The sequence below is a fragment of the Streptomyces gamaensis genome, assembly GCF_042656465.1.
Taxonomy (GTDB): Bacteria; Actinomycetota; Actinomycetes; order Streptomycetales; family Streptomycetaceae; genus Streptomyces; species Streptomyces gamaensis.
The window spans coordinates 335891-361519 of record NZ_JBHSPB010000005.1 but is presented as its reverse complement, the minus strand read 5'-3'; the positions used below and the strand labels follow the sequence as shown (position 1 = coordinate 361519).

Here is a 25629-nt window from a genome sequence, read left to right as displayed (position 1 = left end):
GTCTGTTTCGCGCACATTTCGAGCATCCGATGCCGCGCCCACCTGCTCCGGCCACAGCCGGCCCCACTCCCGGTGGCCGGAACCCCTCCCGCCCCCTGTCCGCCCCGGCGGGTTCCTGTCAGCATCGGCTTCGTGCCCACCCACACCGCGGAGAAGGCGTACCAGAGCCTTGGGACGATCGCCCGCGCCAAGGCGAAGGCCAAGCGCTCCTGACCCGCGCGCGCCGCCGTACGCTCCTCGCGGGGGCGGTCGGCAACTTCATCGAGTGGTACGACTTCGGCGCGTACGGATACCTGACGACCGTCATCGCCGCGCAGTTCTTCGGCGGTGACGGTCACGGCGGTGCCGGCGACACCGAGAGTCTGCTCAAGACCTACGCGTCCTTCGCGCTGGCCTTCTTCTTCCGGCCCGTCGGGGCGGCCCTGCTCGGGCGGGTCGGCGACCGTTTCGGCCGCCGGCCCGCGGTGATCCTCGCGATCCTGACCATGACGGGCGCGACCACGGCGATCGGTCTGCTGCCCACCCGGGCCGTGCTCGGCGCCGCCGCGCCCTGGCTGCTGACCCTCGCCCGCGTCGTCCAAGGGCTCTCCGCCGGCGGCGAGTTCGGGGGCGCGGTCGCCCTCCTCACGGAATCCGCCCCTCCGCGACGCCGCGGGCTCCACGGGGCCTGGCAGTCCTTCACCGTCGCGCTGGGCCTGCTGGCCGGGGCGGGGCTGACCGCCGCCCTGGCGGCCGCGCTGGGCCCGGACGCCCTGCGCGACTGGGGCTGGCGCGTCCCCTTCCTGCTCGCGCTGCCGCTGGGGCTCACGGGGCTGTGGCTACGGCTCGGGCTCACGGAGACGAGCGGGCCGGGTGCGGGACGCGACGGCCCGCCCGAAGCCGCCCCCGCTCCCGCCGCCGTCCCGGCCCCGCGCGCCGTCGCCCATGCCATCGCCTGCCTCATGGGCTGGTCCGCCGCCGGCTACACCTTCCTCGTCGTCCTCCCCACGTATCTCCAGCACACCCTCGGCCTCGGCCTCCAACAGGCCGCCGGAGCCACCGCGTTGGCCAACCTCGGGTTCGCGGCCGCCGTCCTGCCCGCCGGAGCCCTGAGCGACCGCGTCAGCCGGCGGCCCGTCATGGCGGCGGGCGCGGTACTGAGCGCGCTGCTCGCCGTACCGGTCCTGTGGACCGTACGCAGCGGCGGCGCCCCCACGGCCGGCAAGGCGCTCGCCGTACTCGCCGCCGGGGCGGCCGTCGGACTGATGGCGGGCCCGGGCCCGGCGCTGCTCGCCGAACTGTTCCCGGCCCGGGTGCGCTGCACCGGGCTCGGCCTGGCCTACGCGCTGTCCAACGCGGTCTTCTCCGGCTGCGCCGGTCTGCTCGTCACCGGCCTCGTGGACCGGACCGGCGACGCCGGCATCCCCGCCTACTACGCGGCGGCCACCTGCGCCGTCAGCGCCGGCGCCCTGCTGTCCCGGCGCGGCCGCCGCACGTCTGCCGACATGCGGGACGCGGCATCCCACGATGCGGTCACCTGAGGACGAACAGGGCGCTGAGGTGGGGATTCACAACAACGTGGACCGTCCCCACAAACACCCTCTACGGTCGTCTGGTTGGCGACCTCACCGATCGCAGGGGGTACGGTGCAGTCCTTCGAAACGCTCGTCGGCCGCCCGGGCGGCCTGTTCCGGGCAGCACCCCGGCCGACGGCCGGCTGGGAGGCCCTCCCCGGAACGCCCACGGACAGCCCGGACCGGCCGGACAGCGGCACGCCGCCCCGCTCCGTACCCTGCCCGGTGGGCGCCACCGTCCTGGCCACGGAATGCCCTTCGGGCCTCGCGTGCTTCGTGGGGCCGGACGACGTGTGCTGCGTGGCGTGAACAGAGCGCGTCATGGGAAGAACTGCCGCATGGGCACCCCGACGGCCGAACCGCCCGACGGGGAAGAGCTGACCGAGCGCCCGGATCCGACCTTCCCCGCACCGCATGCCGCTGTCGCACGTGTCGCGTCGGCGCGGCTCCCCGAGCTCCTGGCCGATCGTGACGTGCGCATGGACGATGCCCAGCGGACGGGTCCACACCCTCGACCGCGACGACGCGGTGACGCCGCTCCCGTCACTCATTGACCGGCTGCGCCCGCCGTACCCCCTCCGCTACACGCCCCGCATCATCCAGCTCCTCCGCCAGCCGGAACAGCGCCGGCAACGCGGCCCGTACCGCCGCGCGTTCGGTCCCGTCGAGGGCCGCGAGTGCCGTGTCCAGGCGGCGTTCGTGGGCCCGGCCCCAGGCGGCGAGCTGTTCCCGGCCGGCGTCGGTGAGGGTGACGACGGAGGCGCGCCGGTCGTCGGGGTCGACGTCGCGGGCGACGAGTCCGGCGGCGGTGAGCTGGGCGACGAGGCCGCTGACGGTGCTGGTGGCGAGGCGCTGCCGGGCGGCGAGGTCGCCGATACGGGCGGGCGGGTGTTCGGCGAGTACTTGCAGCAACTCTACCTGGGCCATGGGCAGTTGCTCCCATGGATAGTCGGTGCGGATGGAGGCGCGCAGGGCACGGCGCAGCCGGGTGACGGCGTCGGTGAGCCGCTGGGCGTCGGTGGGGGGCGGCCCGCCGGAGGGCCGTGCGGGGGGCGGGGTACCGGGCCGGCTGGACATGGCGGCAGCCTAGCGGCCCGGGGGAGGCATTAATTCCCTTGCCCCCAAGAGCACAGCCGGTAGAGTCAGTTGCACAGGACACGAATGAGTGAAGCGCACGAGGGGGCCCCGGACACATGTGAGAGGTGACGACGACGTCCCCGGGTGATCCCGGGCCGGAGCCGTCGCGGTCCGCTGCCCCCGGGCAGCGCCGCCGCCGTGGCAGGGCGTCGTATCCGTTTCCCCTTTGTCCTGCCGGGCTGCCTCGGGCATGCCCGCTCACTCTTGAGGATCACCGTATGTCCGATGTGTTCGTTGTCTGTTCCCATCTGTCCTTCTCCTGGCCCGACGACACCCCTGTCTTCGCGGACCTGTCCTTCACCGTGCCCGGCGGCCGCACCGGTCTGGTGGCGCCGAACGGTGCCGGGAAGTCCACCCTGCTCAAGCTGATCACCGGTGAACTCCGGCCCCGGGCGGGCTCGGTGTCCGTCGAGGGGGTGCTCGGTCATCTGCCGCAGAGTCTGCCGCTGGCCGCGGACCTGACGGTCGCCGAGGTGCTCGGCGTCGCGCCGGTCATCCGCGCGCTGGACGCCATCGAGTCCGGTGACACGAGCGAGGAGCACTTCGCCGCGGTCGGCAACGACTGGGACATCGAGGAGCGCACCCGCGCGCAGCTGGAGCGGCTCGGCCTGGGGGATGTCGCCCTGGACCGGCGGCTGGGCACCTGCAGCGGCGGCCAGGCCGTGACCCTGGGGCTCGCCGCGCAGTTGCTCAAGGAGCCCGATGTGCTGCTGCTGGACGAGCCCACCAACAATCTCGACCTGGACGCGCGCCAGAGGCTCCACGAGGCGCTGGACACCTTCAAGGGCGCCCTGCTGGTGGTCAGCCACGACCGGGCCCTGCTCGACCGTATGGACCGCATCGCGGAGCTCGACCGGGGGGAAGTCCGCTTCCACGGCGGGAACTTCACCAGTTACGAGGAGGCGGCGCGTGCCGCGCGCGAGGTCGCCGAGAAGAACGTGCGCACGGCCGAGCAGGAGGTCAAGCGTGAGAAGCGGGAGATGCAGCAGGCCCGCGAGCGCGCGGCCCGGCGCGCCGGGACCGCTGCCCGCAACGCGAAGGACGCGGGCCTGCCCAAGATCGTGATGGGTACGCTCAAGCGGCGTGCCCAGGAGTCGGCGGGCCGTGCCGACGACACGCACGGCAAGCGGGTCGGTGAGGCCAGGGCCAGGCTCGACGCGGCGAGCCGTGCCCTGCGGGACGACGACCGGATCGCGCTGACGTTGCCGGAGACGGCTGTTCCGGCCGGGCGCACCCTGTTCCTCGGCGAGGGGATCCAGGTGCGCCACGGCGGGCGGCCGCTGTTCGCGGGCGAGGGTGTCGATCTGCTGGTGCGCGGTCCGCAGCGCGTCGCGCTGACCGGCCCCAACGGGGCGGGCAAGTCCACGCTGTTGCGGGTGGTGTGCGGGCAGGCCGAGCCGGACGGCGGAGTGGTCAGGCGGGCCGACGGCCGCGTCGCGTACCTCTCACAGCGGCTGGACCTGCTGGAGACGGACCGCACCGTGGCGGAGAACCTGGCGGCGTTCGCCCCGCACCTGCCGCGGGAGGAGCGGATGAACCTGCTGGCCCGGTTCCTCTTCCGCGGGGAGCGGACGCGGTTGCCCGTGCGGGCGCTGTCGGGCGGGGAGCGGCTGCGGGCCACGCTGGCGTGCGTGCTGTCCGTGGAGCCCGCGCCGCAGTTGCTGCTGCTGGACGAGCCGACCAACAACCTGGATCTGACGAGCGTCGGCCAGTTGGAGAGTGCTCTCAACGCCTATCAGGGGGCGTTCGTCGTCGTCAGCCACGACGAGCGCTTCCTCCGGGAGATCGGGGTGGACCGCAGGCTCCGTCTCGCCGAGGGCCGGCTGCTGGAGACGGGGGCGCCGGACGGCGCGTGCTGAGCGCCGCGCCGGCCGTCAGGTGCGTCCGGTGCGTCAGGTACGTCAGGTACGGGTACGCGCGGCCCGTCGTCCCGGCCGCCGCAGGGTCGTACCCGCCGCCAGGAGCGCCGCGCCCAGCAGCGTGAGCACCGCGAGCCGGTCGCCGTGCGCGCCGCCCAGGTAGAGGGCGAGAGCGACGAGGGCGACGCCGAGCGCGGTGCCCAGGCCGCGGGCCATGTTGACGAGGCTGCCTCCGGTGCCGGCGGCGCCGGCCGGCATCGCGCCCATGACCAGGGCGTTGTTGGCGGGGGTGAACAGGCCCAGCCCCAGGCCGAGGAGCGCCAGCAGCGGGGCGGTCCAGGCGGCGGTGAGCGGTGCGGCGAGCATCGCGGCGAGCGCCCCGGCGCAGCCGAGGGCCCCGGCCAGACAGCGGGCGCGTTCGGGCAGCGCGCGGGGCAGCACCTTGTCCTCGCAGGTCGCGGCGAGCGCGAACCCGGCGGGCAGGGCGGTCAGGACGAGCCCGGCGGTGAGCGTGGACGCCCCGCGCAGGGTGAGGACGAGGGGGACGAGCACGAGCGGTCCGAACAGGACGAGGTAGCCGCACAGCGCTCCCAACAGCCCCTGGGGTACGGGCCGTACGCGCAGCAGCGTCAGGTCGACGAGCGGGTGCGCGGCGCGGCGCTGCCGGCGCACGAAGCACCAGCCGGCGGCGGCAGCGACCGCGAGGAGCGCGCCAGCGCTCCACAGGGGGACGTGCAGTCCGGAGGCGGCGGAGAGGGCCAGCAGGAGTCCGGTGGTCGCGGTGGTGAGCAGGGCCAGGCCCGGCCAGTCGAAGCCGGCGGCGGGGGTACGGCTGCGGGTGCGCGGCAGCAGGTAGTGCCCGGCGACGAGGGCGAGGACGCCTATGGGGACGTTGATGCCGAACACCCAGCGCCAGCCGAGGGTTTCCACGAGGGCGCCGCCGACCGTGGGTCCCAGGGCCAGGCCGAGTGCCTGGGCGGCGGCCTGGACGCCGAGGGCGACGCGCAGTTTGGCGCGGGGTGCGCTGGTGGCCACCAGGGCCACGCTGTTGGCCTGCATCATCGCGGCTCCGGCGGCCTGTACGACCCGGAAGACGATCAGTACGGCGAGGGAGAAGGCGAGCCCGCAGGCCGCCGACGCGACGGTGAAGACGACGAACCCGTAGAGGTAGAACAGCTTGCGCCCGTAGGTGTCGGAGAGTCTGCCGACGGGCACGAGCAGCGCGACGAGCGCGAGGAGGTAGGCGAGCGAGACCCACTCGACGGCGGCGAGGGAGGCGGCGAAGCCGGTGCGCAGGCTGCCGTAGGTCAGGGTCACGATGCTCGCGTCGAGCTGTCCCATGAACGCGCCGAAGCACACCGTGGCGACCGCGAGCCACCAGGCGCGGGGATGGCCGCGTACGAGGTCGGGGCGGGGCCGCTCCCTGGTGAGGGCGGCGGGCCAGCGGTGGCGCCGTACGGGGGTGGTCGCGGGGCCGGTCATGCTGCCTCCCGGGTGCCGCGTGGTCGACTGCGGGGGTCCGGATCCATCGCCTCCAGATTACGTCGGTGTCCGAACTATTTGACCGGGCGTGAGCGCAAAGCTTCGGTACGTGTGCGTACAGCGACCAGATGTTGACGATCCGCGACCGCTCAGCGCGTGGCGACCACGTCGAGGACGACCGCGAGCCGCCGCCCGGTGAACCCCTTGGCGTGGGTGACGCCGAAGGCGTAGCGGTCGACGGCCGCCGTGGCCCGTACCACCAGCCGCCGCTCCTCGGCCACGACGGTGTCGAGGTGCAGCGTGGCAGGCCGGGTCGCGCCGTGCACCGTCAACTCGCCGTGGACCACGGCCGGTCCGTCCGCCGGCTGCTCGACGCGGTGGCTGTGGAAGCCGATCTCCGGATAGGCGGCGACGTCGAGGTAGTCCGCGGAGCGGACGTGCTCGTCGCGGCGCGCGTGCCCGCTGACGAAGCTGTCCGCGCGGAGCACGGCGGTCACCGAGGACTCGGCGACGTCCTCCGCGATCACGATCTCGCCGTTGTCGACCGCGAAGGTGCCACGGACGGGGAACAGCCAGAAGGCCCGTATCGCGAAGCGGACCGTGGACGCCTGCGGGTCGACGCGGTAGACACCGGGCACGGGGACGGGCTGCGCGTCGAAGTCCGGATCGGTCATGGTGACGCCTCCAACTCGTCGCTTTCGACAACAAGTTGACAGCGTCCCGTAACCCGTCACCGGCCCGCCATGCAAATGTCAGCCGACGTGGACCGGCGGCTCCCGGTCCGCCCACGGCACCGCCTGCTCCAGCTGCGCGGCGACCCGGATCAGCAGATCCTCCCGGCCGTGCGCGGCGACGAGCTGCACACCGACCGGCAGCCCCTCCCGGCTCTGCCCCAGCGGCAGACTGATCGCGGGATTCCCCGAGATGTTGAACGCGCCGGTGAACGGCCCGTACGCGTCGATGCGCCGGATCCAGGAACGGACCGTGTGAGAGGGATTGTCGTAGTCGAGCGTGCCGTGCGGCGCGGGCAGCCGCGCGAGCGTGGGCGTGACCAACAGGTCGTACTCCTCAAGGAAGAGCCCGACGGAACGCGTCACACGGTGCTGCGCCTCCATCCCGGCGAAGAGGTCCAGCGCCGTGCACTCCTCGGTCTCGGCGAGAACCCGCCGGGAGACGGCCTCCAGCAGCGACCGGTCGATACGGCGGTTCGCGGCGAGGACGGCTCCCCCGCTCGCGGCGAACACCAGCGCCGTCGCCTCGACGAGCGCCTCCGCGTCGATCGCGGGGCGCGCCTCGGTGACGGTGTGCCCGATCCACTCCAGCACCTTCCCGGCCGAGACGGTGACCTCCGCGACCTGCGGGTCGACGGGCACGCCCGACCACGGCCGGGTGGTGAGCGCGATACGCAACGCGCCGGGGTCGGCGCGCAGTTCGCGCGCGTACGGGCGGGACGGGGGCGGAGCCTGGTACTTCTCCCCCACGGCGGGCGCGCACACGGCGTCCAGGAGGTGCGCGGCATCCCGTACGGTCCGGGTGAGCCCGAAGTCCACGTACTGCCCGAACGCGACCTCCCCGGCGAGCGGCCCGCACGGCGTACGGCCCCGGCCCGGCTTGAGCCCGACGAGCCCGCAGCACGCGGCCGGGATCCGCAGCGAGCCGCCGGCGTCACTGCCGTGCGCGAACGGCACCGCCCCCGCCGCGACGAGCGCCGCCGCGCCCCCGCTGGACCCGCCGGCACCGCGCGCGGGATCCCAGGGATTACGGGTCGGCCCGTACCGCCGCGACTCGGTGGCGAAACTCAGCCCCAGCTCCGGCTGGGTACTCTGCCCCAACGCGACGAGCCCGGCCGCCCGGAACCGCCGCATCAGCTCGTGGTCCCCGCCCGCGACCGCGCCCCTGACGGCCCGGCTCCCCAGCGAGAACGTCACCCCGCGCGCGAACGGCCCGCTGTCCTTGACGACGAACGGCACCCCCGCGAAGACCCCGCCGGGATCGTGCGCGAGCCCCTCCTCGAACACCGGCTGCGCCAGGGCGTTGAGCTCGGCGTGCGCCTTGACCAAGGCCCGCCGCGCGACTTCCTCGACCTCGGCCGCACCGACGTCTCCGGCCCGCAGCAATTCCCGCAGCCCCACGGCGTCCAGCCGCGCGTACTCGTGCAGTTCCAGTGGTCCCACTGCTCCTCGGGGTCGTACCGGCGGGAAGTGTGACATCGGCGCGTGGGAAGGGGCCACGGATTTTCGCGGAGCGACAGCGGCACGCGCACGCCACCACTACGGTGGCGCCGTGGACTCCCTGCCCGACTGGATGACCCCGCCCCGCCCCGAGGGCTGGTACGCGGAAGACCTGGACCACTTGCCCGAGGCGCCGCGCCGCACGGAACTTCTCGACGGCGCGCTGGTGTTCATGCTGCTGCCGCAGACGTCGTGGCACAGCCGCCTCGGCACGGCGCTCACCGCCGCCCTCGAACGCCACGCGCCCGGTGACTGCGAGGTGGCGCAGCGCATGACGGTCCGGCTCGACGAGCGCAACCGTCTCGAACCCGACGTCCTGGTGACGACGACGCCCTACGACCCCGGTCTCACCTGGTTCCCGGCCGAGGACATCCGGCTCGTCGTCGAGGTCGTCTCCCCCGAGTCCGCGCACCGCGACCGCACGGTCAAGCTGCGCAAGTACGCCGAGGCCGGCATCCCGCACTACTGGCGGATCGAAGAGGAGGACGGCTCGCCCGTCGTCCACGTCTACGAGCTGGACGAGCCGACCAGGGCGTACGTGCCGACGGGCATCTTCCGCAACACGCTCCACCGGACCGTCCCCTTCGAGATCGACCTCGACCTGGACAAGCTCGTCTCGCCCTGACCGCGGGGGCGATCGGCGCGCCCGGCGTCCCGGCGGGACCGCAACCCTTGCCGCCGAAGCTCGTTGCCCCGGCTGACATGAGGACGCACACGACGGCCGCGAGCAGCCCGGAACCGGTCCGGCACGGAACCCGACCGCCCGCCGCGCAGGCGATCCGTGCCGTACTGGCCGCCCTCACCGCCGTAGCCGTCCTCCTCCCCCAAGGCTCAGCGGCCTTCGACCGGGAAGCCCCGCCACGCGTCACCGCCGTCCGCCCGTTGCCTTCCCTCACCGGGGACTTCGCGGAGTACGCCGCCCACGGCGGCCACGGCGGCCCCGCGAGTCACTGGACCGGCGGCGACAGTACGTACTCCGCGCGGACTCCCGCCGGAGAGCTGTGGATCTTCTCGGACACCTTCCTCGGCACGGTACGGCCCGACGGCTCCCGTGCCCCCGTCACGGGCGGCGGCACCGGGGACACAACCCCCTTCGTCCACAACAGCTTTGTCCTCTGGAGCGCAGCCCGAGGCCACGGCCCCCGCACCGTCACCGGCCGCTCCCCCTCCGGCCGCCCCACCGCCGTCGTCACCGACGACCGTGACTGGTACTGGGCCCGTGCCGCCCTCCCCCGCCCCGCCGACGGCGGTACGGACGTCGTCTACGCCCGCTACGCCCGTACCGGCCCCGGCCCGCTGGACGTCGTCCGGCGCGGCAACGCCCTGGCCCGGTTCCGGCGGGGGGACTTCACGCGCCCGGAGTCGCTCACGCCGCTGCCCTCGGCGACGCGCACCGCCTGGGGCGCCTGGCTGGAGCGGGGGCCGGGCGGTACGTACGTCTACGGCACCGAACCCGCCCCGTCCGGCGGCGGCCACTACCTGCGGCTGGCCCGCGTCACCGGCATCGACCTGCGCGCCGCCTGGCAGTACCGCACCGCCGACGGCTCCTGGTCACCGGACGAGTCCCGCGCGGCCCGGCTGACGGGCGCCGACGGGCGGGCGCTGCGCACGGCGGACGAGGTGAGCGTGGTCCGGCACGGCGGCTGGTACGCGCTGGTCACCCAGCGCGCGGACGAGCCGTTCAGCGCGGAGCTGCAACTGGCCTGGTCCCGTGCGCCCGGCGGTCCCTTCACCCGCCCGGTCGGGGTGTACCGGGCGCCCGAGGCCGGCCCCACCGGCTCGTACCGCGACCGGAACGTCTTCGCCTACAACGCGCACGAGCACCCCGAACTCGCCCGCCCCGGCGAGCTGGTCGTCTCGTACAACGTCAACAGCCTCGCTCCGGACGACGTCATCCGCGACGCGAGCATCTACCGCCCGCGCTTCGTACGCATCGCGCTGGCGCCTCCCGCGCACCGGTAGGGCATCGCGCACCCCGCTGCCGTCCCACGTCCGGGTGGTCCGGTGCTGTTCGCCGCCGGCCCGTCCGGGCCGGGGAGCATCGTGCGGCCCCGGCACCTGCGATTCCGCGCCGTCCTCAACCCTGTGTGAAGGAGTGTGAGTTGACTGCTGATGCCCCTGTGACCGCCGTGACGAAGGAGTCGTCCGACGAGGAATTACGCTACCGCTCCCCTTCCCTGACCGTCTTCGACCGTTCCCCGCTGACCGCCCGCAGCATGTGCAGGAGGCTGCCGCAGCTCGTCCGCAAGGCGCTGGGTCTGGCCTGGGGTGTGGACCGGCGGGCCGTCGTGGCGCTCCTGACGTGCCAACTGCTGGCAGGCGCTGTCGAGGCGTTCGGGCTGCTGGCGACGACGCGTACGATCACCGCGCTGATCGCCTCGGGCCGGGTCCAGGGCCGGCTGCTGGAAGCCCTGCCGTCGATCGCGCTGCTCGCGGGCGCGGCGGGCGTACGGGCGCTGCTGGCCATCGCCGTACGCGCGATCACCGGCCGGCTCGGGCCGCGCGTCTCCCGGGAGGCCGAGGTGCGCATGCTCCAGGCGGCGCTCGGCACGGAGCTCGCGGCCTACGACCACCCGGGGTTCAACGACAAGCGCGAGGCCGCCGACCGGGGCGCGGACGTCGCGCAGGACCTGCTGACGGAGTCGCAGGACCTGATGGCGTGCGCGGCGTCGCTCGTCGCGGCGGCGGGTGTCGTGGCACTGCTGCACCCGGTGCTGCTGCCCCTGCTGGTCCTGGCCACGCTCCCGCAGGGCATCGCGAGCATGAAGGGCGCGCTGGTGCAGTACCGGACCTCGCGCGCGCTGAGCGCCGACCGCCGGGTGCTGAGCCATCTGCGCTGGTACGCGACCGACAAGGGGCACGCCGACCAGCTGCGCGCGGGCACCATGTCCGCTTTTCTGCTGGGCCGTTACCGGGCGATCGGCGACCGCATCGACACGGCGACGGACGCGGCCGTGCGCCGCGTCGCCTGCTACGGGCTGCTGGGCGCGCTGGCCGGCGGGCTGGCCTCGGGGCTGGTGTGGGCGGCGCTCGTCATGTTGCTGGCGACGGGGCATCTGTCGGTGGCCTCGGCGGGCACCGCGGTCTTCGCGCTGCGCACGGTCGGCTCCTCGCTGCGCGGCTTCGTCGGCTACGGCACGCGCATGTTCCGCACGGGCCTGTACCTGGACGACTGGGCGGAGTTCATCGAGGAGGCGGGCGGGCACGGGCTGCGGCGCGGCCGGCTCGTACCGCGCGCGCCACTGACGGTGAAGGCGGAGGCGCTCACCTACCACTACCCGGGCGCGGACCGGCCGGCGCTGGAGAAGGTGTGCCTGGAGGTGCGCTGCGGGGAGGTGCTGGCGCTGGTGGGCGAGAACGGCTCGGGCAAGACCACACTCGGCAGGCTGCTGACGGGCCTGTACCTGCCCACGGACGGCACGGTCACCTGGAACGGCGTGGACACCGCCGACCTCGACCCGTACGCGATGTGGCAGCGGACGGCCGTCGTCCCGCAGGAGTTCGCCCGCTGGCCGATGTCGGCCCGCGAGAACATCACGCTCGGCCGCCCGCACGGCCAGGGCGACGGCCCGGTCCTGCGGGCCGCAGCGCAGGCGGGCGCGGACGAGGTGCTGGCCCGGCTGCGCAACGGCCTGGACACCCTGCTGGCCCGCGAGTGGTTCGGCGGGGTGGATCTGTCGGGCGGGCAGTGGCAGCGGATCGCCATCGCCCGCGCCTTCTACCGCCGGGCCGGGCTGCTGGTCATGGACGAGCCGACGAGCGCCCTGGACGCGCGGGCGGAGCACCGCATCTTCGCGGGCCTGCGCACGCTCGCCGGGGACCGGGCCGTGGTGCTGGTGACGCACCGGCTCGCGAACGTGGCCGTCGCGGACCGTATCGTCGTGCTCGACCACGGGCGGGTGGTGCAGCAGGGCGGCTTCGACGAACTGGTCGCGGTGCCCGGCCTGTTCCGTGAACTGTGGCTGCTGCAGAACGAGCGGGGCTCGCCGTAGCGGCCGGAAGCGGGCCGCCCCGGACGAGAGCACCGGCCGTGATCAGGTAGTATTCCTTCCGCGCCGCTAGCTCAGTTGGTCAGAGCGACTGACTCTTAATCAGTAGGTCCGGGGTTCGAGTCCCTGGTGGCGCACGAGACGGACCGGCCCCGCACCGAACTTCGGTGCGGGGCCGGTTCTTTGTCCGGGTGCGGTGCCGTGCAGGGCCGTACCCTTTCGCGTACGTACGAGCCCGAGCACTCCGAGGTCCCGTTGAAGCCCCGCACTCGCCGCACCGCCGTCCTTGCCACGCTGCTCGCCGCCACCGCCGTACTGACCGGCTGCTCCGGCTCGTCCTCGGGCGGCTCCTCCGACAAGGCCGACAAGGGCGGCAAGGCCGCTTCGGGCACCGCCCGGGCGATGCTGGGCGAACTGCCGGTGAAGAAGGCGGCGTCGAAGGACGGGTACGACCGGGAGGCGAAGTTCGGGCGCGCGTGGTCGGACTCCACGAACGCGCCCGGCTCCGGCAACAAGTGCGACACCCGCAACGACATCCTGAACCGTGACCTCAAGGACGTGCACTTCGACGGGGCCTCCTCCTGCGTCATCGGCTCCGGCAGGCTCAAGGACCCGTACACGGGCAAGGACATCGACTTCCAGCGCGGCCGCAGCACGTCCTCGGCCGTGCAGATCGACCACGTCATCGCCCTCGGCAACGCGTGGGTGACGGGCGCCCAGAAGCTGAGCCAGAGCGACCGCGAGGCCCTGGCCAACGACCCGCTCAACCTCATCGCGGCCGACGGCCCGGCCAACGGCCAGAAGTCGGACCGCGACGCCTCCCAGTGGCTGCCGGGGAACAAGAGCTTCCAATGCCCTTATGTGGCGCGGCAGATAGCGGTGAAGAAGAAGTACAAGCTGTGGGTGACGGCCGAGGAGAAGGACGCCATGGGCCGCGTCCTGGACTCCTGCCCGAACGAGAAGCTGCCGACGGACACCAGCACGGAGGTAACGCTGAAGTCGCAGAGGTAGAAAAATGAGCCCGTCCGGCGATTGAGGACCGGGGGTCTGGGGGCGGAGCCCCCTGGGGGCACCTCCCAGCGGTAGCTGGGGGAGGGAAGGGGCGGGGCTGGGGAAGAAGCCCGCCGCAGGCGTCCCGGACCCGCACCCGACAGCCCACCAGTCCCCCTCCCTCACCCCACCCTGCTCAACACCCCCCGCCCGATAGCTGGTTCGAGTGATTCCGGGTTTGCCCGAACAACTCCGGGCATAAGTAATCGCACTCGGCGAAAGGGGCCGGCCATGTCAATCCAGCACACCGTGCTGATCCAGAACTTCGCCTTCAACCCGAACGACCTGGTCATCAACGTCGGCGACACCGTCGTCTGGACGAACCAGGACGACGTCGCGCACACGTCCACCTCCGACGCCAACCCGCCGGTGTGGGACACCGGCCCCATCGACCCGGGGCAGACCTCCTCCCCGATCGGTTTCGGGACCGTCGGTGTCTTCCCGTACCACTGCAGCATTCACCCGGAGATGAAGGCCGACGTCAGGGCCGTCGTCTCGACGGACTGAAAGGCCTGAAAGGCCTGAAAGGCCTGAAAGGGCTACGGCGCCCCGTCAGCACGGCGTCGGCACGACGGCAGCATACTCTCGATGATCTCCACGGCCCGCCCGGTGCCGCCCAGCCCCCTTACCTGCGCGCGCAGTTGCGCGCAGCGCCGGGCGACCTCGGGGTCACCGGTGAGCTCCAGCAGCGCGGCCCGCAGATTCCGCGCGTCCGCCTCGTCCGTGTCGATGCGGCGGGCCACGCCGAGTTCGACGAGCCGGTCGGCGTTCATGAACTGCTCGGCACCCTGCGGCACGGTGATCATGGGGACGCCGCAGTACAGGCCCTCGTTGCTGCCGCCCATGCCGGCGTGGGTGACGAAGGCGTCGGCCTGTTCCAGGATCGCCAACTGGGGCACCCAGGACCGCACTTCGACGTTCGCCGGGATGTCGCCGAGCTCGCTCGCGTCGACGTGCCTGCCGATCTGGAGGACGACGTGCCAGCCGGGCAGGTCCCCGAAGGCGGCCAGGCAGTGCCGGTAGAAGTCGGGCTGCCGGGTGTAGGCGGAGCCCAGGGAGACGAGCAGCACCTTCTCGGCGCCGGCGGGCCGGCTCCAGCCGCCCTGGTCGGTGCGCGCGCCCAGGCACGGGCCGACGAAGGTGACGGCGTCGGTGTCGACGCGGTCGGCGTGCGGCTGCATCGCGGTGGGGATGAGGGCGAGGGCCCGCCGGGGCCGCCCGCTGAAGTCGTCCACGTCCAGCGTGGTCGCCCCGCAACGGGCCAGCCAGGAGGCGAACTTGGCGCGGTGGGCGTCGGCGCCGGGCAGCTCCAGCAGCTGCCCCAGGAACTCCTTCTCGGCGCCCTCCCAGCGCACGAAGGTCGGGGAGAGCTGCAGCTCGGGGCGGCCCTGCGACTCGGCGAGGGCGCGCGCCGCGTAGCCGCCTATGTCGTACAGGTACAGATCGGCGGGGTCGCGGTCGTAGGCGGCGCGCAGCTGCGGCAGCGACTGGATCGCGTCGTCGAGGAAGATGTCCATCGCGGCGATGGGGTCGTCCGGCCAGATGTTGTCGGCGGGCAGCACGGAGGTGTACGGGACGAGTTCGGCGCCGGCCGCCTCGACGACGTCGGCCATGGCGGGCGCGTTGGCGTACGTCACCCGGTGGCCGCGTGCCACGAGCTCGCGGATGATCTCCAGGCTCGGCAGGACGTGGCTGATGATGGGGCCGGCCACCATCGCGATGTGCGCGGGGCGGCGGCGGGTGGTGCGTGCGGTCATGACAGCGGACTCGTTTCAGATCTGCGGCCGGACGCGGCCGCGCGAGAGTTACGGGCACGGCGCGCGGGTGCGCACGGCCGCCACGACGGCATCCGGTGCCGGTCGCGGGCAGCGCACACGCGCGGGAGGCGGGGACGCGAAGGTCCCCGGCCCGTCAGCCGTAGATCTGGAGAAAGTGCATGATCGGCACCCTAGTCGGCGCCCGGAGCCCCGGCCACCGAATTAACGGCCGGCGGGCTCGCCGGCTCCCGCGGCACGCCGCGTACCGCGGCCTCCGCGTCGTCGCACACCAGCGTCCCGTCCCCGGCACCGTGCGAGGCCCGTACGCGCACGGGCACCCGGTGGCGCTGCGCGTACTCGACGGAGCCGGCCGCGAGGACCTGGGCGCCGCCGGCCGCGAGACGGCGCATCGCCGTGTAGCCGATGCGCTCGTAGCGACGCGCGCCGGGGACCAGGCGCGGGTCGGCGGTGTAGACGCCGTCGACGTCGGTGCAGATCTCGCACAGGTCGGCGTCGAGCGCGGCGGCCAGGGCGACGGCCGTGGTGTCGCTGCCGCCCCGGCCGAGCGTGGTGATCTCGGCGTCCCCGGCCCGCCCCTGGAATCCGGCGACGACGGGGACGACTCCGGCGGCGAGCGCGGCGCGGACGCGGTCGGGGGTGACGCCGACGACGCGGGCCCGGCCGTACTCGGGTGTCGTACGGACCCCGGCCTGGGCCCCGGTGAGGGAGCGGGCGGGGATGCCCAGCGCGTCCAAGGCCATCGCGAGGAGGGCGCTGGAGACGCGTTCGCCGGCGCTGAGCAGCATGTCGGTCTCGCGGGCCGGGGGCGAGGGGCTGATCCGGGCGGCGAGGCCGAGGAGTTCGTCGGTGGAACGGCCCATCGCGGAGACCACGACGACGACGTCGTGCCCGTCCTCGCGGGTGCCGGCGACGCGGGCGGCGACGCGCTGGAGGCGGTCGGCGTCGGCGACGGAGGATCCGCCGTACTTCTGGACGATGAGGGTCACGTGACGTGTGCTCCTTCAGGATATCCGGGCGGTCTCGGCAGCCTCGGCGGCCTCGGCAGCCTCGACGGCGTCGAGGAGGATGCCGCAGGCGGCGTCGACGACGTCGGCGGTGGTGTTCAGGGGCGGCAGCATGCGTACGACGCAGTCCTCGCGGCCGCCGAGTTCGACGATGAGGCCGTGCCGCAGGGCGTGGGACTGGACGGCGCGGGCGAGTCCGGCGGCGGGCCGGCCGTCCTCGGGGCCGGCGAGCTCGACGCCCCACATCATGCCGAGGCCGCGTACCTCGCGGACGTGGGGGAAGTTCTTGAGCTCGGCGAGGCGGTCCTCGATCTGGGCGGCGCGGGCCCGGACGTTGCCGAGGACGTCCTCGTCGCGGACGAGGCGCACGGCCTCGGTGCCGGCGGCGAAGGCGAGTTGGTTGCCGCGGAAGGTGCCGGTGTGGGCGCCGGGGGCCCAGACGTCGAGCCGCCGGTCGTAGAAGATCATGGCGACGGGGGTGCCGATACCGCTGAGCGCCTTGGAGGCGACGACGACGTCGGGTTCGATGCCGTACTGCTCGAAGGCGAACCAGGTGCCGGTGCGGCCGCAGCCGGTCTGCACCTCGTCGACGACGAGCGGGACGCCGAGTTCCCGGGTCAGTTCGCGGACGCGGGTGACGAACGCGGGCCGGGCGGGGATGACGCCGCCCTCGCCCTGGACGAGTTCGAGGACGACGGCGGCGGGCCGGGGCACTCCGCCGTTGCCGTCGCGCAGGGCGCGTTCGAGGAACGCGACGCAGTTGGTCTCGCACGTCTCGGGGGTGAGGGCCAGCGGGCAGCGGGAGCAGTAGGAGTAGGGGAAGAAGTGGACGCCGGGCATGCCGCCCGGGACCGGCTGTTTCTGGGCGACGAGCCCGGTGAGGGCCATGGCGGCGTGGCTGCTGCCGTGGAAGGCGCCCTGGAAGGCGACGATGTCGCCGCGTCCGGTGGCGGTCTTGCAGAGTTTGACGGCCGCGTCGACGGCGTTGGCGCCGGTGGGCCCGCACAGGTGCACTTTCGTGCGGTCCCGCATGGAGGGCGGCAGCATCGACAGCTGGGCTTCGACGAAGGCGTCCTTGGCGGGGGTCGGGAAGTCCAGTCCGTGGGTGAGGCTGGCGAGTTGCCGGGTGACGGCGTCGACGAGGGCGGGGTGGTTGTGCCCCAGGGAGAGCACGCCGGCGCCGGAGAGGAAGTCGATGAAGACGTTGCCGTCCAGGTCACGGACCCAGGGCCCGGAGGCCTCGGCGATGGCGATGGGCAGACGGCGCGGATACGTACGGGCGTTGGACTCGCGGCGCTCCTGCCGCTCCAGCAACGCGGCGGACCGGGGCCCGGGCAGCTCACCGCTGACGACAGGCGCCGAGGCCCAGGAGGGGACGGTGGGGGTGATGGTCTGTGCGCTCATTGGGGCTCGCTCTCCTGCGTTTCGGTTGGCGGTACTTGGTGTTCTGATGGGTGAAGGGGTACGGGCGTGGGGGCGCTTGGCACGGGGCAACTGGGCGGGGCGCGGGCCGATCCGCACGGGCGGGAGCCCGAAACGCACATCCACAAGCGGCTCAGCCGCACCGCACCCCCTCACCCGCGCGGCGAGCGCAACCGCACCGGGCGGGCCGGGATCCCCCGCCAGTCGCTGCCGGGCGGCAGTCCCTCCCCCTTCATGACCAGGGAGAGCGCGTCGAGCGTGGCGTCGGCGCCCACGCGCGCGTCGTAGAGGACGACGCAGCGGGTGCCGACCGTGGCCCGGTCCTCGACGCGGACGCGGGACATCTTCATGACGCGGTCCTCGAACAGGTGGGTCTGCAGCGAGGTGGCCTCGCCGACGGCGGCGTCGTCGCCGACCTCGACCAGGTCGAACTCGGTGAGGTACGTGGTCGACAGCCAGGTCCGCTTCCCGATCCGGGCGCCGAACAGACGCAGTACGGGGGCGATCCACGGGGTGCCGGTGAGGGAGTTGAGGAGCGACGGTACGACGAGGTTCTCGAAGAGGCCGGTGATGAGCTCGGTGCGGCGCACCCAGATCCCCCACAGTGGCTCGGTGCGCGGCCGGTAGCGGCCGATGACGAGCCACTTCAGGGCGACGACCACGAGGGTCGCAGCGAGCGCGGAGCCGAGCAGCAGCGCGGGCGCGAGCGCGAACACGGCGGTGGGCGGCACGCGTTCGGCGAGGCTCGCCATCGCGTAGAGCAGGGCGATCAGGGAGAGCCCGCCGAGCGTCGCGGGCAGGGTGACGCGGAAGTACTCGACGGCCAGCCGGGCGGCGATCAGTCCGCGGCTCGGGTCGAAGGTGTACTTGGCGGGGAACGCCCGGCTCTCCTCGCGGCGCGGCAGGAACAGCGCGGGTGAGCCGAGCCAGGTGGTCTCGGCCTCGATCGGCGTGGCGGGGGCGAGGGAGTGCACGCCGAGGAGGCTGTTGTCGCCGAGCCGGGCGGAGCCGGGGACGAGTGCCCCGTTGCCGACGAAGCCGCGGGCGCCGACGGTGGCGGTGGCCAGGGCGATGCGGCCGCGGTGGAAGACGGCGGGGGCGACGACGCAGATGTCGGCGAGGAAGCTGCGTTCGCCGACTTCGAGCAGGTCGGGGTCGACGAAGCTGACGGTGGCGACTTCCGCCCAGCGGCCGGTGCGGGCGCCGAGCGCGCGCAGGAACGGTACGAGGTAGAGGGTCGAGTACAGCGCGTGGGTGACGGTCAGGCTGAGCGTCATCATGCCGTCGGCGAGCCACTTGGCCGCGCCGAAGCCGCTGCGTTCGCGGTGGATGCCGGCGCGGGCGCGGGGCAGCAGTGCGCGCTTGACGAGGAGGACGAGCAGGCAGGTGCTCAAGGGGACGAGCGGTCCGGCCACCGCGGTCGCGGCGACGGCCCACCACAGTCCGCCGGTCGCGGCGGCCCAGGCGGTCAGGACGGTGCCGGGGACGAGGACGAGCGCGGGGGCGAGGGTGAGGAACAGCGCGCCGAGCGCGTAGCCGGCCAGGACGTGGGCGGGCCAACGGCCTTCGTCGGGTGCGGCCTCCAGCTCGGTGAGCAGCGCGGGCCTGCCGCCGGCGGGGGCGGCGGGGGAGCCGGCCCAGTAGGCGCCGTCGGGGACGGTGCGGTCGGCCGGTACGAGCGACTGGTCGCCGACGGCGGCCCCGTCGCCCAGCCGGGCGCCGGGCAGGACAAGGCTGTTGGTGCCGAGGTAACTCCCGGCGCCGAGGCGGACGGTGGCCAGCCGCAGCCATCCGCTGTCGACGGTGAAGGGCTGGAGGCGGGCGCCGTAGCCGGTGCTCGCGCCGTCGCCGAGTTCGACCAGGGCGGGTACGGCGGGCGGGACGGCGAGGTGGCAGCCGTGTCCGATGCGGGCGCCGAGGAGCCGCAGGTAGGGAGGGAGCAGCGGGGAGCCGGCGAGGAGGGCGGCGGGTGACAGCGCGAGGACCTTGCCGTAGAGCCAGAACCGCAGGTAGGTGCGGCCCCACAGGGGGTACCAGCCGGGGGTGACCCCGGCGAGCAGCAGCCGTGCGGCGAGTACGGGCAGCAGTCCGGTGCCCAGGACGAACCAGGCGGCGTCGACGGGGATGAACAGTCGCCAGTCGAGGTGCGCGAACCAGGCGGCGGGCCCGCTGCCGGTGAGGCCCTGGACGGGCAGGTCGAGGGTGACGCACAGCCGGTAGAAGAGGGTGAGCAGCGGGAGGCTCAGGACGAGCATCCAGGTGTAGAACGTGGCGAGTTGGGCCAGTCCGCAGGTCCACACGCGGATGCCGGAGTGCCGCAGCGGCGGGGGTGCGGTGGTGTCGGTGGGGGCCTGGTCGGGTGTGTCGTGTTCGGTGGTCCCGACGAAGGCGGCCAGGGTGCGGACGGTGGGGTGTGCGTAGAGGTCGCCCATGGCGATGCCGCGCAGGCGGGGTTCGCGGCGCAGCCGGGAGACGAGGCGGGCGGCGAGCATGGAGTGGCCGCCCAGGTCGCAGAAGAAGTCGTCCTCGACGGAGAGTTCGTCTTCGGCGGTGCCGGTGATCTCCTGCCAGACGGCGGCCAGTTGGCGTTCGAGTGCGGTGGCGGGGGCGATGCGGGGGGCGCGGCGGCGGCCGAAGGGGGCGGAGGCGGGGGCGGGCAGCCGGGAGCGGTCGACCTTGTCGGCGGCGAGCAGGGGCAGCGCGTCGAGGATCTCCACGAAGGCGGGGATCATGTAGTCGGGGAGCCGGCGGCGCAGCGCGGTGTGCAGCCGTTCGCGCAGGTCTTCCTCATCGAGGCTGCTGCGTGCGGGGGCGTGGAGGGTGAGGTAGGCGACGAGGTCCTGGGCGGCGCCGGTGGTGCGGGCGACGACGACGGCGCTCTCGACGGCTTCGTCCTCGCGCAGGATCTGTTCGATCTCGCCGCACTCGATGCGGTAGCCGCGGATCTTGACCTGGGTGTCGACGCGGCCGAGGTAGGCGATTTCCCCGGTGGGGGTGATGCGGCCGAGGTCTCCGGTGCGGTAGAGGCGGGGGACGGTGGCTCGGTCGGTGGCCACCGGGTTGGCTATGAAGCGTTCGGCGGTCAGTTCGGGGCGGTTGACGTAGCCGACGGCGACGCCGGGGCCGCCGACGCAGATCTCGCCCTCGGTGCCGTCGGGCACGGGCCGCAGTGTCTCGTCGAGGACGTAGACGTGGTAGGTGGGCAGTGGCCGGCCGATGGTCACGGGCTGGTGCGGGCGCAGTTCGCCGCAGGTGGCGGTGACGGTGGACTCGGTGGGTCCGTAGGCGTTGAGGATGCGCCGTCCGGTTCTGGACCAGCGTGCCACCAGATCCTTGGGGCAGGCTTCGCCGCTGACCAGCAGGGAGCGCAGGGCGGGCAGTTCGCCCTCGATGGTGGTGAGGAGGGTGGGTACGCAGCACAGCACGGTGATGGCGTGCTCGGTGAGGAAGTCAGTGAGGCCCTGGCCGACGCGGCGGTCGTCGCCGGGTCCGGCGTAGAGGGCGGCTCCGGCGATCCAGGCGGGCCAGATCTCCTCGACGGAGAAGTCGAAGGCGAGGGAGAGGCCCTGGTAGACGCGGTCGTGGCCGCGGACCTGGTAGACGGGGGTGGCCACGCGCAGGAAGTTGACGATGTTGGCGTGGCTGACGGCGACGCCCTTGGGGCGGCCGGTGGTGCCGGAGGTGTAGATGATGTAGCAGAGGGACGCGGGGTCGCGGGGCGGGGCGGGCCGGGCAGCGCTCTGCCGGGCCAACTCGCTGTCCAGCGCGTCGAGTTCGAGGACGGGGCAGTGCGCGTCGCGGGTGCGCTCGCGCAGGGTGCCGGTGCTGACGAGGGTGGTGAGGCCGGCGTCGGAGGCGATGAAGGCGACGCGGTCGGCGGGGAACGCGGGGTCGAGCGGGACGTAGGCGGCGCCCGCCTTGAGCACGCCGAGGAGAGCGGTGTAGGTGTGCGGGGACCGCTCCAGGAGGATGCCGACGGTGCTGCCCTCGCGTACTCCGCGCCGGCGCAGCAGGTGTGCCAGGCGATTGGCGCGGCGCTCCAGTTCGGCGTAGGTCAGCCGGGTTTCCTCGCAGACGACGGCGACCGCTTCGGGGGTACGGTCGCAGGTCTGCTCGAAGAATTGCGGGAGAAAGCGGACGTGTCCGATGCCACCTCCTTCCGGGGGTGCGGACGATTCCGTGGTGCGGGCCACGGCGGGCTGTGCTGGGATCACTTTCGTGCCGGTCACCGGCTCCCCCTCGGGAATTGGGCCACGATGCTTTTCGAAGACGGCGCGCCGTCGTTCCGCGCGTTTTTGCGTACGTGTCCGGCGCGTTGACGGGGCGTGAGCAAGCTAGGTGTCGGTATCCCCGGGGAACAGCGGGATTCGAGCCGACCTGACATGCCGCGCGGGGTTCGCTTGCGTGTCTCCTTGGCCCCTCACCAGGGTTGCCGATGTGGCGTATCGCGTCTCCTGAGTCGCCAGGTCCGGACACCAGAACGAGCTTCGTCTCCAGGCCCGCCCGCAACACGGAGACAAACCGGACCGGCCGCATCCGGCCGACCGGCCGGTTCCCGCCAGCCGCCGTTCCGAGGAAGTAAAGGATTCATCTTCTTCTTTTTCGACGCTGTAAACGCCGCCCCAACGGCAGGTCGGCTGATCAGCCGAGGCGCTTTACCGGCGCGTCCGGTACCGGTAATTCGGGCAGCCCCGGGGAGTGGAGCCAGTCCCGGAAAAACCCTTCCAGGGACCGGCCCGAGCACCGCTGCGCGTGCGCGACGAAAGCCGGGGTGTCCGCGGTTCCGCCCCGGTTCCGGGCGAGCCACTCGCGGACCATCGGAAAGAAGACCGCGTCCCCGGTCACGGTGCGCAGGGCGTGCAGGGTGAGGGCGCCCCGGCTGTAGAGGCGGTCGTCGTAGAGTTCCCCGGCCGCCGGGTCGCCGAGCACCGGTCCACCGCCGACGGCGCGCAGTCGCGCCCGTTCCCCGAGCGCCGTCGCGTGGGCGCCCGCCTCGCCGCAGCACTCCGCCCACAGCCACTCCAGCGGATCGCCGACCCGGTCGTCCACGACGAGCGCCCCGTACTCCTCGAAGGGGTACGGCCCGAACAGCCCGGTGAAAGCACGCAGCATGAGCGGCTGCCGCCCGAAGTCGTGGGCGGCACGCTCCGCCAGCCGCTCGGGAAAGACATTGCGCAGCCGTACGCCCGCCGGGCCTCCGGACTGCTCGCGGAAGACGAACCGCCCGATCGCCACGGTCGCCAGATACGGCGCCATGGGCCCGTCGTGCTCGTACACCCACCGCGTCCGCCGGCCGCCGGCCGGCTCCCGCAGCGCCAACCGGCCGTTGGCGCATACCTGGTAGCGCTCCGGGGCGGTGACCTCGATGCGGTAGGCGGCCTTGTCGTCGGGCCGGTCGTTGCACGGGAACCAGGAGGGGGCGCCCACCGGTTCGCTCATGACCCGCACGCCGTCCCGGGTGCGGAACCAGCCCGCCTCATCGTCGAGTTCGGGAACGCCGACGGGCCGCGGCACCCCGTGGTAGTGGACGACGGCCCGGACGGGCTCCCCGGCGGGCAGCACCCGCCCCGTGGCCACCAGCAGCTTCTTCTTCCGCTGCCGGAAGCGCGCCGCCGCACCGTCCACGCCGACCCGGGAGACCCGTAACCGGGCGAGGTCGAAGGCGAGTTCCCGCATCTCGCGCGAGGGAACGACGGTCAGCTCCGCGACGGCCAGGATCCGCCCCGAACCGGGCTTCCAGTCCAGCCGCAGCCGGTAGCGGCGGACACGGTAGTCGTCACTGCCGTGGTGCGGGAAGCAGCGCGCTGCGGTTCGGCACACCCCGGCACCGTACGCCCCCGGCGGCGGCCCCCGGAACGGTCAGCGCGCCAGCCGTCCCAGCAGCGCGGCGGACGCGGCGATACCGAGCAGCGCGGCGAGGCCGAGCACCGCGAGGTCGGTACCGAGGTGGGCGGGCGTCCCGATCAGCAGCCCCCGCAGCGCGTCGACCTGATAGCTCAGCGGATTGGCCTTGCTGACGGCCTGCAGCCAGCCCGGCATCGCGGAGACGGGATACAGCGCGTTGGAGCCGAAGAACAGCGGCATCGTGATGGCCTGGCCGATGCCCATCAGCCGGTCGCGGGTCAGCACGATGCCCGCGATCGACATCGACAGGCACGAGAAGAACGCCGACCCGAGCAGCACCACGGGCACGACCGCCAGCAGCCGCAGCGGATTCCAGGTCAGGGCCACCCCGAGGAGCGCGGCGATCGCGACGATCACGACGGCCTGGATCACCGCCTTGACCCCGGAGGCGAAGGCCTTGCCGGTCACCAGCGCGGCCCGGGGCGTCGGCGTGACCAGCAGCTTGGTGAGGACGCCGGAGTCCCGCTCCCAGATGATCTGGATGCCGTAGAAGATCGCGATGAACATCGCGGACTGGGCGATGATCCCCGGGGCGAGGTAGTCGAGATAGGGCACGCCACCGGTGGGGACCGCCCGGATCCGGGTGAAGGTCTCCCCGAAGATCAGCAGCCACAGGGCGGGCTGCACGGCCCGCGTGTACAGCTCGGTGCGGTCGTGCCGCAGCTTGCGCAGCTCGACGACGCACATGGCGGCCACGCGCGCGGGCAGCACCCGCCAGCCGCCGCGCGGCTGCGGCTGCTTCGTCAGCAGCGCGAACCGCTCGGGGCCGTCAGCCGACGCGGGAGGCGGTGCGGCGGGTACGGCGGACATCGTGGAACTCCCCTCGCTCGTCGTCGGGCCCGGACCCCAGCCCGCTGCCGGCGAAGTGCCGGAAGACGTCCTCCAGCGTGGGTTCGGGCAGCCCTTGCGCCCCGGACTCCCGGCGGTGCGCGACCAGTTGGTCCTTGAGCTCCCGCGGGGTGCCGAGGGCGCGGATCCGGCCCCGGTGCATCAGGGCCAGCCGGTCGCAGCGCTGTTCGGCCTCCTCCATCGAGTGGGTGGTGACCAGCACGGTCATGCCCGTAGCGGCCCGTACGGCGTCGACGTGCTGCCAGACACTGTCGCGGGCGATGGGGTCGAGCCCGATGGTCGGTTCGTCGAGCACCATCAGCCGGGGCGCGCTCACCAGCGCCTGCGCGAGCTCCAGGCGCCGCACCATGCCGCCGGAGTACGTCGCGGCGAGCCGCCCGGCGGCCTCGCTCAGCCCGACGGCGGCCAGCGCCTGCGCGACCCGCTCGGCGCGCTCGCGGCGGGGCACGTCGTAGACCCGCGCGAACAGATCGACGTTCTCCTCGCCGGTCAGGCTGCCGTCGGCGGACAACTGCTGGGGGACATAGCCGATCAGGCGCCGTACGGCCATCTTCTGCCGGGCGGCGTCGTGTCCGAAGACGCGGATGACGCCGGGCCGTACGGGCAGGAGCGTCGTGATGGCCCGCATCGTGGTGGTCTTCCCGGCCCCGTTGGGCCCGAGCAGCCCGAAGACCTCACCCGCCGCGACCCGCAGGCTCAGTCCGTCGACGGCCCTGGTCCGGCCGAAGGCGTAGTGCAAGTCGTCGCAGAGGAGGGCGGGTCCGACCGCCTCGGGCCGGTGCGCGGGTATCGGTTCAGGGTCGGGGGGACGCGGGGTCGTACGCATGACGGTTCCTTCCCGTGGTCCCGGGCCTGCCGCCGCGGCCGTCGCCCCGCAGGGACTCGGCCAGGCGCCGCAGCGCGGGCAGCGCGGCCTGAAGCGCCGCCCGGTCCTGCGGGCCGAGACCGCCGATGTGCTCGTGGTAGAGCGCGCTGCGCCGGGCGTCCCAGTCGCGCAGCCGCTCCAGGCAGGGCGGGGTGGGGTGCAGCCGCGCGGCACGCCGGTCGTCGGGATCGGTCTCGCGGCGCAACAGCCCTGCTCTCACCAGCTGGTTGACGAGCGTACTGACCGAGTTCGCGGCCAGGCACAGCTCGTCGGCGGCGGCGGAGACCCGGATCCCGGGCCGGGCCGTGACCAGCCGCAGCAGCTCGGCCTGCGCCCCGCGCAACCGGGGCGTGCCGAAGCCGCGCCACAGCCGGCGCCGGGCCAGTCGCTGGATACCGGTCAGGACCCCGGCGAGCTCGTCAGGAAGGTCACCCGCGGCCATACCGCCAGGGTAGCTCTGCGTGAGAGGTATCGAAAAGGGGAGGGAGAACAGGGGAGGGAGCGCG

The 25629-nt window shown here is 73.4% G+C and carries 20 protein-coding genes and 1 tRNA gene; 9 read left to right on the top strand and 12 right to left on the bottom strand.

Annotated features, from left to right (window positions below; all coding sequences use genetic code 11):
• Nucleotides 1-29: 29 nt before the first annotated feature.
• Together ACFP1Z_RS11020 and ACFP1Z_RS11015 are read left to right on the top strand one after the other, a co-directional pair.
• Nucleotides 30-1520, top strand: coding sequence for an MFS transporter (locus ACFP1Z_RS11020; protein WP_390315852.1), 1491 nt, complete (start codon nucleotides 30-32; stop codon nucleotides 1518-1520).
• 75 nt (nucleotides 1521-1595) lie between these two features.
• Complete coding sequence (locus tag ACFP1Z_RS11015; RefSeq protein ID WP_390315850.1) at nucleotides 1596-1862, top strand: hypothetical protein; 267 nt, start codon at nucleotides 1596-1598, stop codon at nucleotides 1860-1862.
• Nucleotides 1863-2096: 234 nt separating this feature from the next.
• On the opposite strand, the gene ACFP1Z_RS11010 is transcribed toward ACFP1Z_RS11015, so the two are convergent.
• Entirely contained in the window at nucleotides 2097-2630 is a 534-nt protein-coding gene (locus tag ACFP1Z_RS11010; RefSeq protein ID WP_390315849.1) for a MarR family winged helix-turn-helix transcriptional regulator, read from the bottom strand.
• Between the two features lie 278 nt (nucleotides 2631-2908).
• Between ACFP1Z_RS11010 and ACFP1Z_RS11005 the strand changes: the two genes are divergently transcribed.
• Nucleotides 2909-4549, top strand: coding sequence for an ABC-F family ATP-binding cassette domain-containing protein (locus tag ACFP1Z_RS11005; protein ID WP_390315848.1), 1641 nt, complete (start codon nucleotides 2909-2911; stop codon nucleotides 4547-4549).
• Nucleotides 4550-4591: 42 nt separating this feature from the next.
• On the opposite strand, the gene ACFP1Z_RS11000 is transcribed toward ACFP1Z_RS11005, so the two are convergent.
• The 3 genes from ACFP1Z_RS11000 to ACFP1Z_RS10990 form a co-directional block, all read right to left on the bottom strand.
• Complete coding sequence (locus ACFP1Z_RS11000) at nucleotides 4592-6031, bottom strand: MFS transporter (RefSeq protein ID WP_390315847.1); 1440 nt, start codon at nucleotides 6029-6031, stop codon at nucleotides 4592-4594.
• A gap of 149 nt (nucleotides 6032-6180) precedes the next feature.
• A complete protein-coding gene (locus ACFP1Z_RS10995) occupies nucleotides 6181-6705 on the bottom strand; it encodes a YceI family protein (RefSeq protein ID WP_390315846.1) in 525 nt (174 codons plus the stop codon).
• Nucleotides 6706-6783: 78 nt separating this feature from the next.
• Nucleotides 6784-8205, bottom strand: a complete 1422-nt coding sequence (locus tag ACFP1Z_RS10990; RefSeq protein ID WP_390315844.1) for an amidase — start codon at nucleotides 8203-8205, stop codon at nucleotides 6784-6786.
• Nucleotides 8206-8314: 109 nt separating this feature from the next.
• Here ACFP1Z_RS10990 and ACFP1Z_RS10985 point away from each other — a divergent pair, with 109 nt between their 5' ends.
• From ACFP1Z_RS10985 to ACFP1Z_RS10960, 6 genes are all read left to right on the top strand, one after another.
• Nucleotides 8315-8887 (top strand): Uma2 family endonuclease, encoded by a 573-nt coding sequence (locus ACFP1Z_RS10985; protein ID WP_390315843.1) that lies wholly within the window; start codon nucleotides 8315-8317, stop codon nucleotides 8885-8887.
• A gap of 77 nt (nucleotides 8888-8964) precedes the next feature.
• Nucleotides 8965-10224: a hypothetical protein gene (locus tag ACFP1Z_RS10980; RefSeq protein ID WP_390315842.1), complete on the top strand. Its 1260-nt coding sequence runs from the start codon at nucleotides 8965-8967 to the stop codon at nucleotides 10222-10224.
• 140 nt (nucleotides 10225-10364) lie between these two features.
• Nucleotides 10365-12254, top strand: a complete 1890-nt coding sequence (locus ACFP1Z_RS10975; RefSeq protein ID WP_390315841.1) for an ABC transporter ATP-binding protein — start codon at nucleotides 10365-10367, stop codon at nucleotides 12252-12254.
• Between the two features lie 60 nt (nucleotides 12255-12314).
• Nucleotides 12315-12388, top strand: a tRNA-Lys gene (locus ACFP1Z_RS10970).
• 64 nt (nucleotides 12389-12452) lie between these two features.
• The gene (locus ACFP1Z_RS10965) at nucleotides 12453-13262 is read left to right on the top strand and encodes an HNH endonuclease family protein (RefSeq protein ID WP_465269268.1); all 810 of its coding nucleotides are present in this window, start codon (nucleotides 12453-12455) and stop codon (nucleotides 13260-13262) included.
• 270 nt (nucleotides 13263-13532) lie between these two features.
• Nucleotides 13533-13808 carry a cupredoxin domain-containing protein gene (locus tag ACFP1Z_RS10960; protein WP_390315840.1) on the top strand — a complete coding sequence of 92 codons (276 nt, stop codon included), beginning with the start codon at nucleotides 13533-13535 and terminating at the stop codon, nucleotides 13806-13808.
• Nucleotides 13809-13840: 32 nt separating this feature from the next.
• On the opposite strand, the gene ACFP1Z_RS10955 is transcribed toward ACFP1Z_RS10960, so the two are convergent.
• The 8 genes from ACFP1Z_RS10955 to ACFP1Z_RS10920 all read right to left on the bottom strand — a co-directional run bounded on the left by ACFP1Z_RS10955 (nucleotide 13841) and on the right by ACFP1Z_RS10920 (nucleotide 25565).
• A complete protein-coding gene (locus ACFP1Z_RS10955; RefSeq protein ID WP_390315839.1) occupies nucleotides 13841-15058 on the bottom strand; it encodes a macrolide family glycosyltransferase in 1218 nt (405 codons plus the stop codon).
• Nucleotides 15059-15249: 191 nt separating this feature from the next.
• Entirely contained in the window at nucleotides 15250-16065 is an 816-nt protein-coding gene (locus ACFP1Z_RS10950) for an aspartate kinase (protein ID WP_390315838.1), read from the bottom strand.
• A gap of 15 nt (nucleotides 16066-16080) precedes the next feature.
• Nucleotides 16081-17487: an aspartate aminotransferase family protein gene (locus ACFP1Z_RS10945; protein ID WP_390315837.1), complete on the bottom strand. Its 1407-nt coding sequence runs from the start codon at nucleotides 17485-17487 to the stop codon at nucleotides 16081-16083.
• Nucleotides 17488-17657: 170 nt separating this feature from the next.
• Nucleotides 17658-21734, bottom strand: a complete 4077-nt coding sequence (locus ACFP1Z_RS10940) for a Pls/PosA family non-ribosomal peptide synthetase (RefSeq protein WP_390315836.1) — start codon at nucleotides 21732-21734, stop codon at nucleotides 17658-17660.
• A 412-nt stretch (nucleotides 21735-22146) separates the two neighbouring features.
• The gene (locus ACFP1Z_RS10935) at nucleotides 22147-23325 is read right to left on the bottom strand and encodes a M1 family metallopeptidase (protein WP_390315835.1); all 1179 of its coding nucleotides are present in this window, start codon (nucleotides 23323-23325) and stop codon (nucleotides 22147-22149) included.
• Between the two features lie 39 nt (nucleotides 23326-23364).
• On the bottom strand, nucleotides 23365-24219 hold the full coding sequence (locus ACFP1Z_RS10930; protein WP_390315834.1) for an ABC transporter permease: 855 nt from the start codon (nucleotides 24217-24219) through the stop codon (nucleotides 23365-23367).
• Complete coding sequence (locus ACFP1Z_RS10925; protein WP_390315833.1) at nucleotides 24179-25084, bottom strand: ABC transporter ATP-binding protein; 906 nt, start codon at nucleotides 25082-25084, stop codon at nucleotides 24179-24181. The genes ACFP1Z_RS10930 and ACFP1Z_RS10925 overlap by 41 nt, the downstream gene beginning before the upstream one ends.
• The gene (locus ACFP1Z_RS10920; RefSeq protein WP_390315832.1) at nucleotides 25053-25565 is read right to left on the bottom strand and encodes a MarR family winged helix-turn-helix transcriptional regulator; all 513 of its coding nucleotides are present in this window, start codon (nucleotides 25563-25565) and stop codon (nucleotides 25053-25055) included. Before ACFP1Z_RS10920 ends, ACFP1Z_RS10925 begins: the two co-directional genes overlap by 32 nt.
• Nucleotides 25566-25629 lie beyond the last annotated feature (64 nt).

Bases quoted from the DNA above. Each gene is read 5' to 3' on its own strand.
- ACFP1Z_RS10980 (WP_390315842.1), top strand. From the start codon at position 8,965: ATGAGGACGCACACGACGGCCGCGAGCAGCCCGGAACCGGTCCGGCAC.
- ACFP1Z_RS10995 (WP_390315846.1), bottom strand. From the start codon at position 6,705: ATGACCGATCCGGACTTCGACGCGCAGCCCGTCCCCGTGCCCGGTGTC.
- ACFP1Z_RS11000 (WP_390315847.1), bottom strand. From the start codon at position 6,031: ATGACCGGCCCCGCGACCACCCCCGTACGGCGCCACCGCTGGCCCGCC.
- ACFP1Z_RS10925 (WP_390315833.1), bottom strand. From the start codon at position 25,084: ATGCGTACGACCCCGCGTCCCCCCGACCCTGAACCGATACCCGCGCAC.
- ACFP1Z_RS11010 (WP_390315849.1), bottom strand. From the start codon at position 2,630: ATGTCCAGCCGGCCCGGTACCCCGCCCCCCGCACGGCCCTCCGGCGGG.
- ACFP1Z_RS10955 (WP_390315839.1), bottom strand. From the start codon at position 15,058: ATGACCGCACGCACCACCCGCCGCCGCCCCGCGCACATCGCGATGGTG.
- ACFP1Z_RS11020 (WP_390315852.1), top strand. From the start codon at position 30: ATGCCGCGCCCACCTGCTCCGGCCACAGCCGGCCCCACTCCCGGTGGC.
- ACFP1Z_RS10930 (WP_390315834.1), bottom strand. From the start codon at position 24,219: ATGTCCGCCGTACCCGCCGCACCGCCTCCCGCGTCGGCTGACGGCCCC.
- ACFP1Z_RS11005 (WP_390315848.1), top strand. From the start codon at position 2,909: ATGTCCGATGTGTTCGTTGTCTGTTCCCATCTGTCCTTCTCCTGGCCC.
- ACFP1Z_RS10960 (WP_390315840.1), top strand. From the start codon at position 13,533: ATGTCAATCCAGCACACCGTGCTGATCCAGAACTTCGCCTTCAACCCG.
- ACFP1Z_RS10920 (WP_390315832.1), bottom strand. From the start codon at position 25,565: ATGGCCGCGGGTGACCTTCCTGACGAGCTCGCCGGGGTCCTGACCGGT.
- ACFP1Z_RS10945 (WP_390315837.1), bottom strand. From the start codon at position 17,487: ATGAGCGCACAGACCATCACCCCCACCGTCCCCTCCTGGGCCTCGGCG.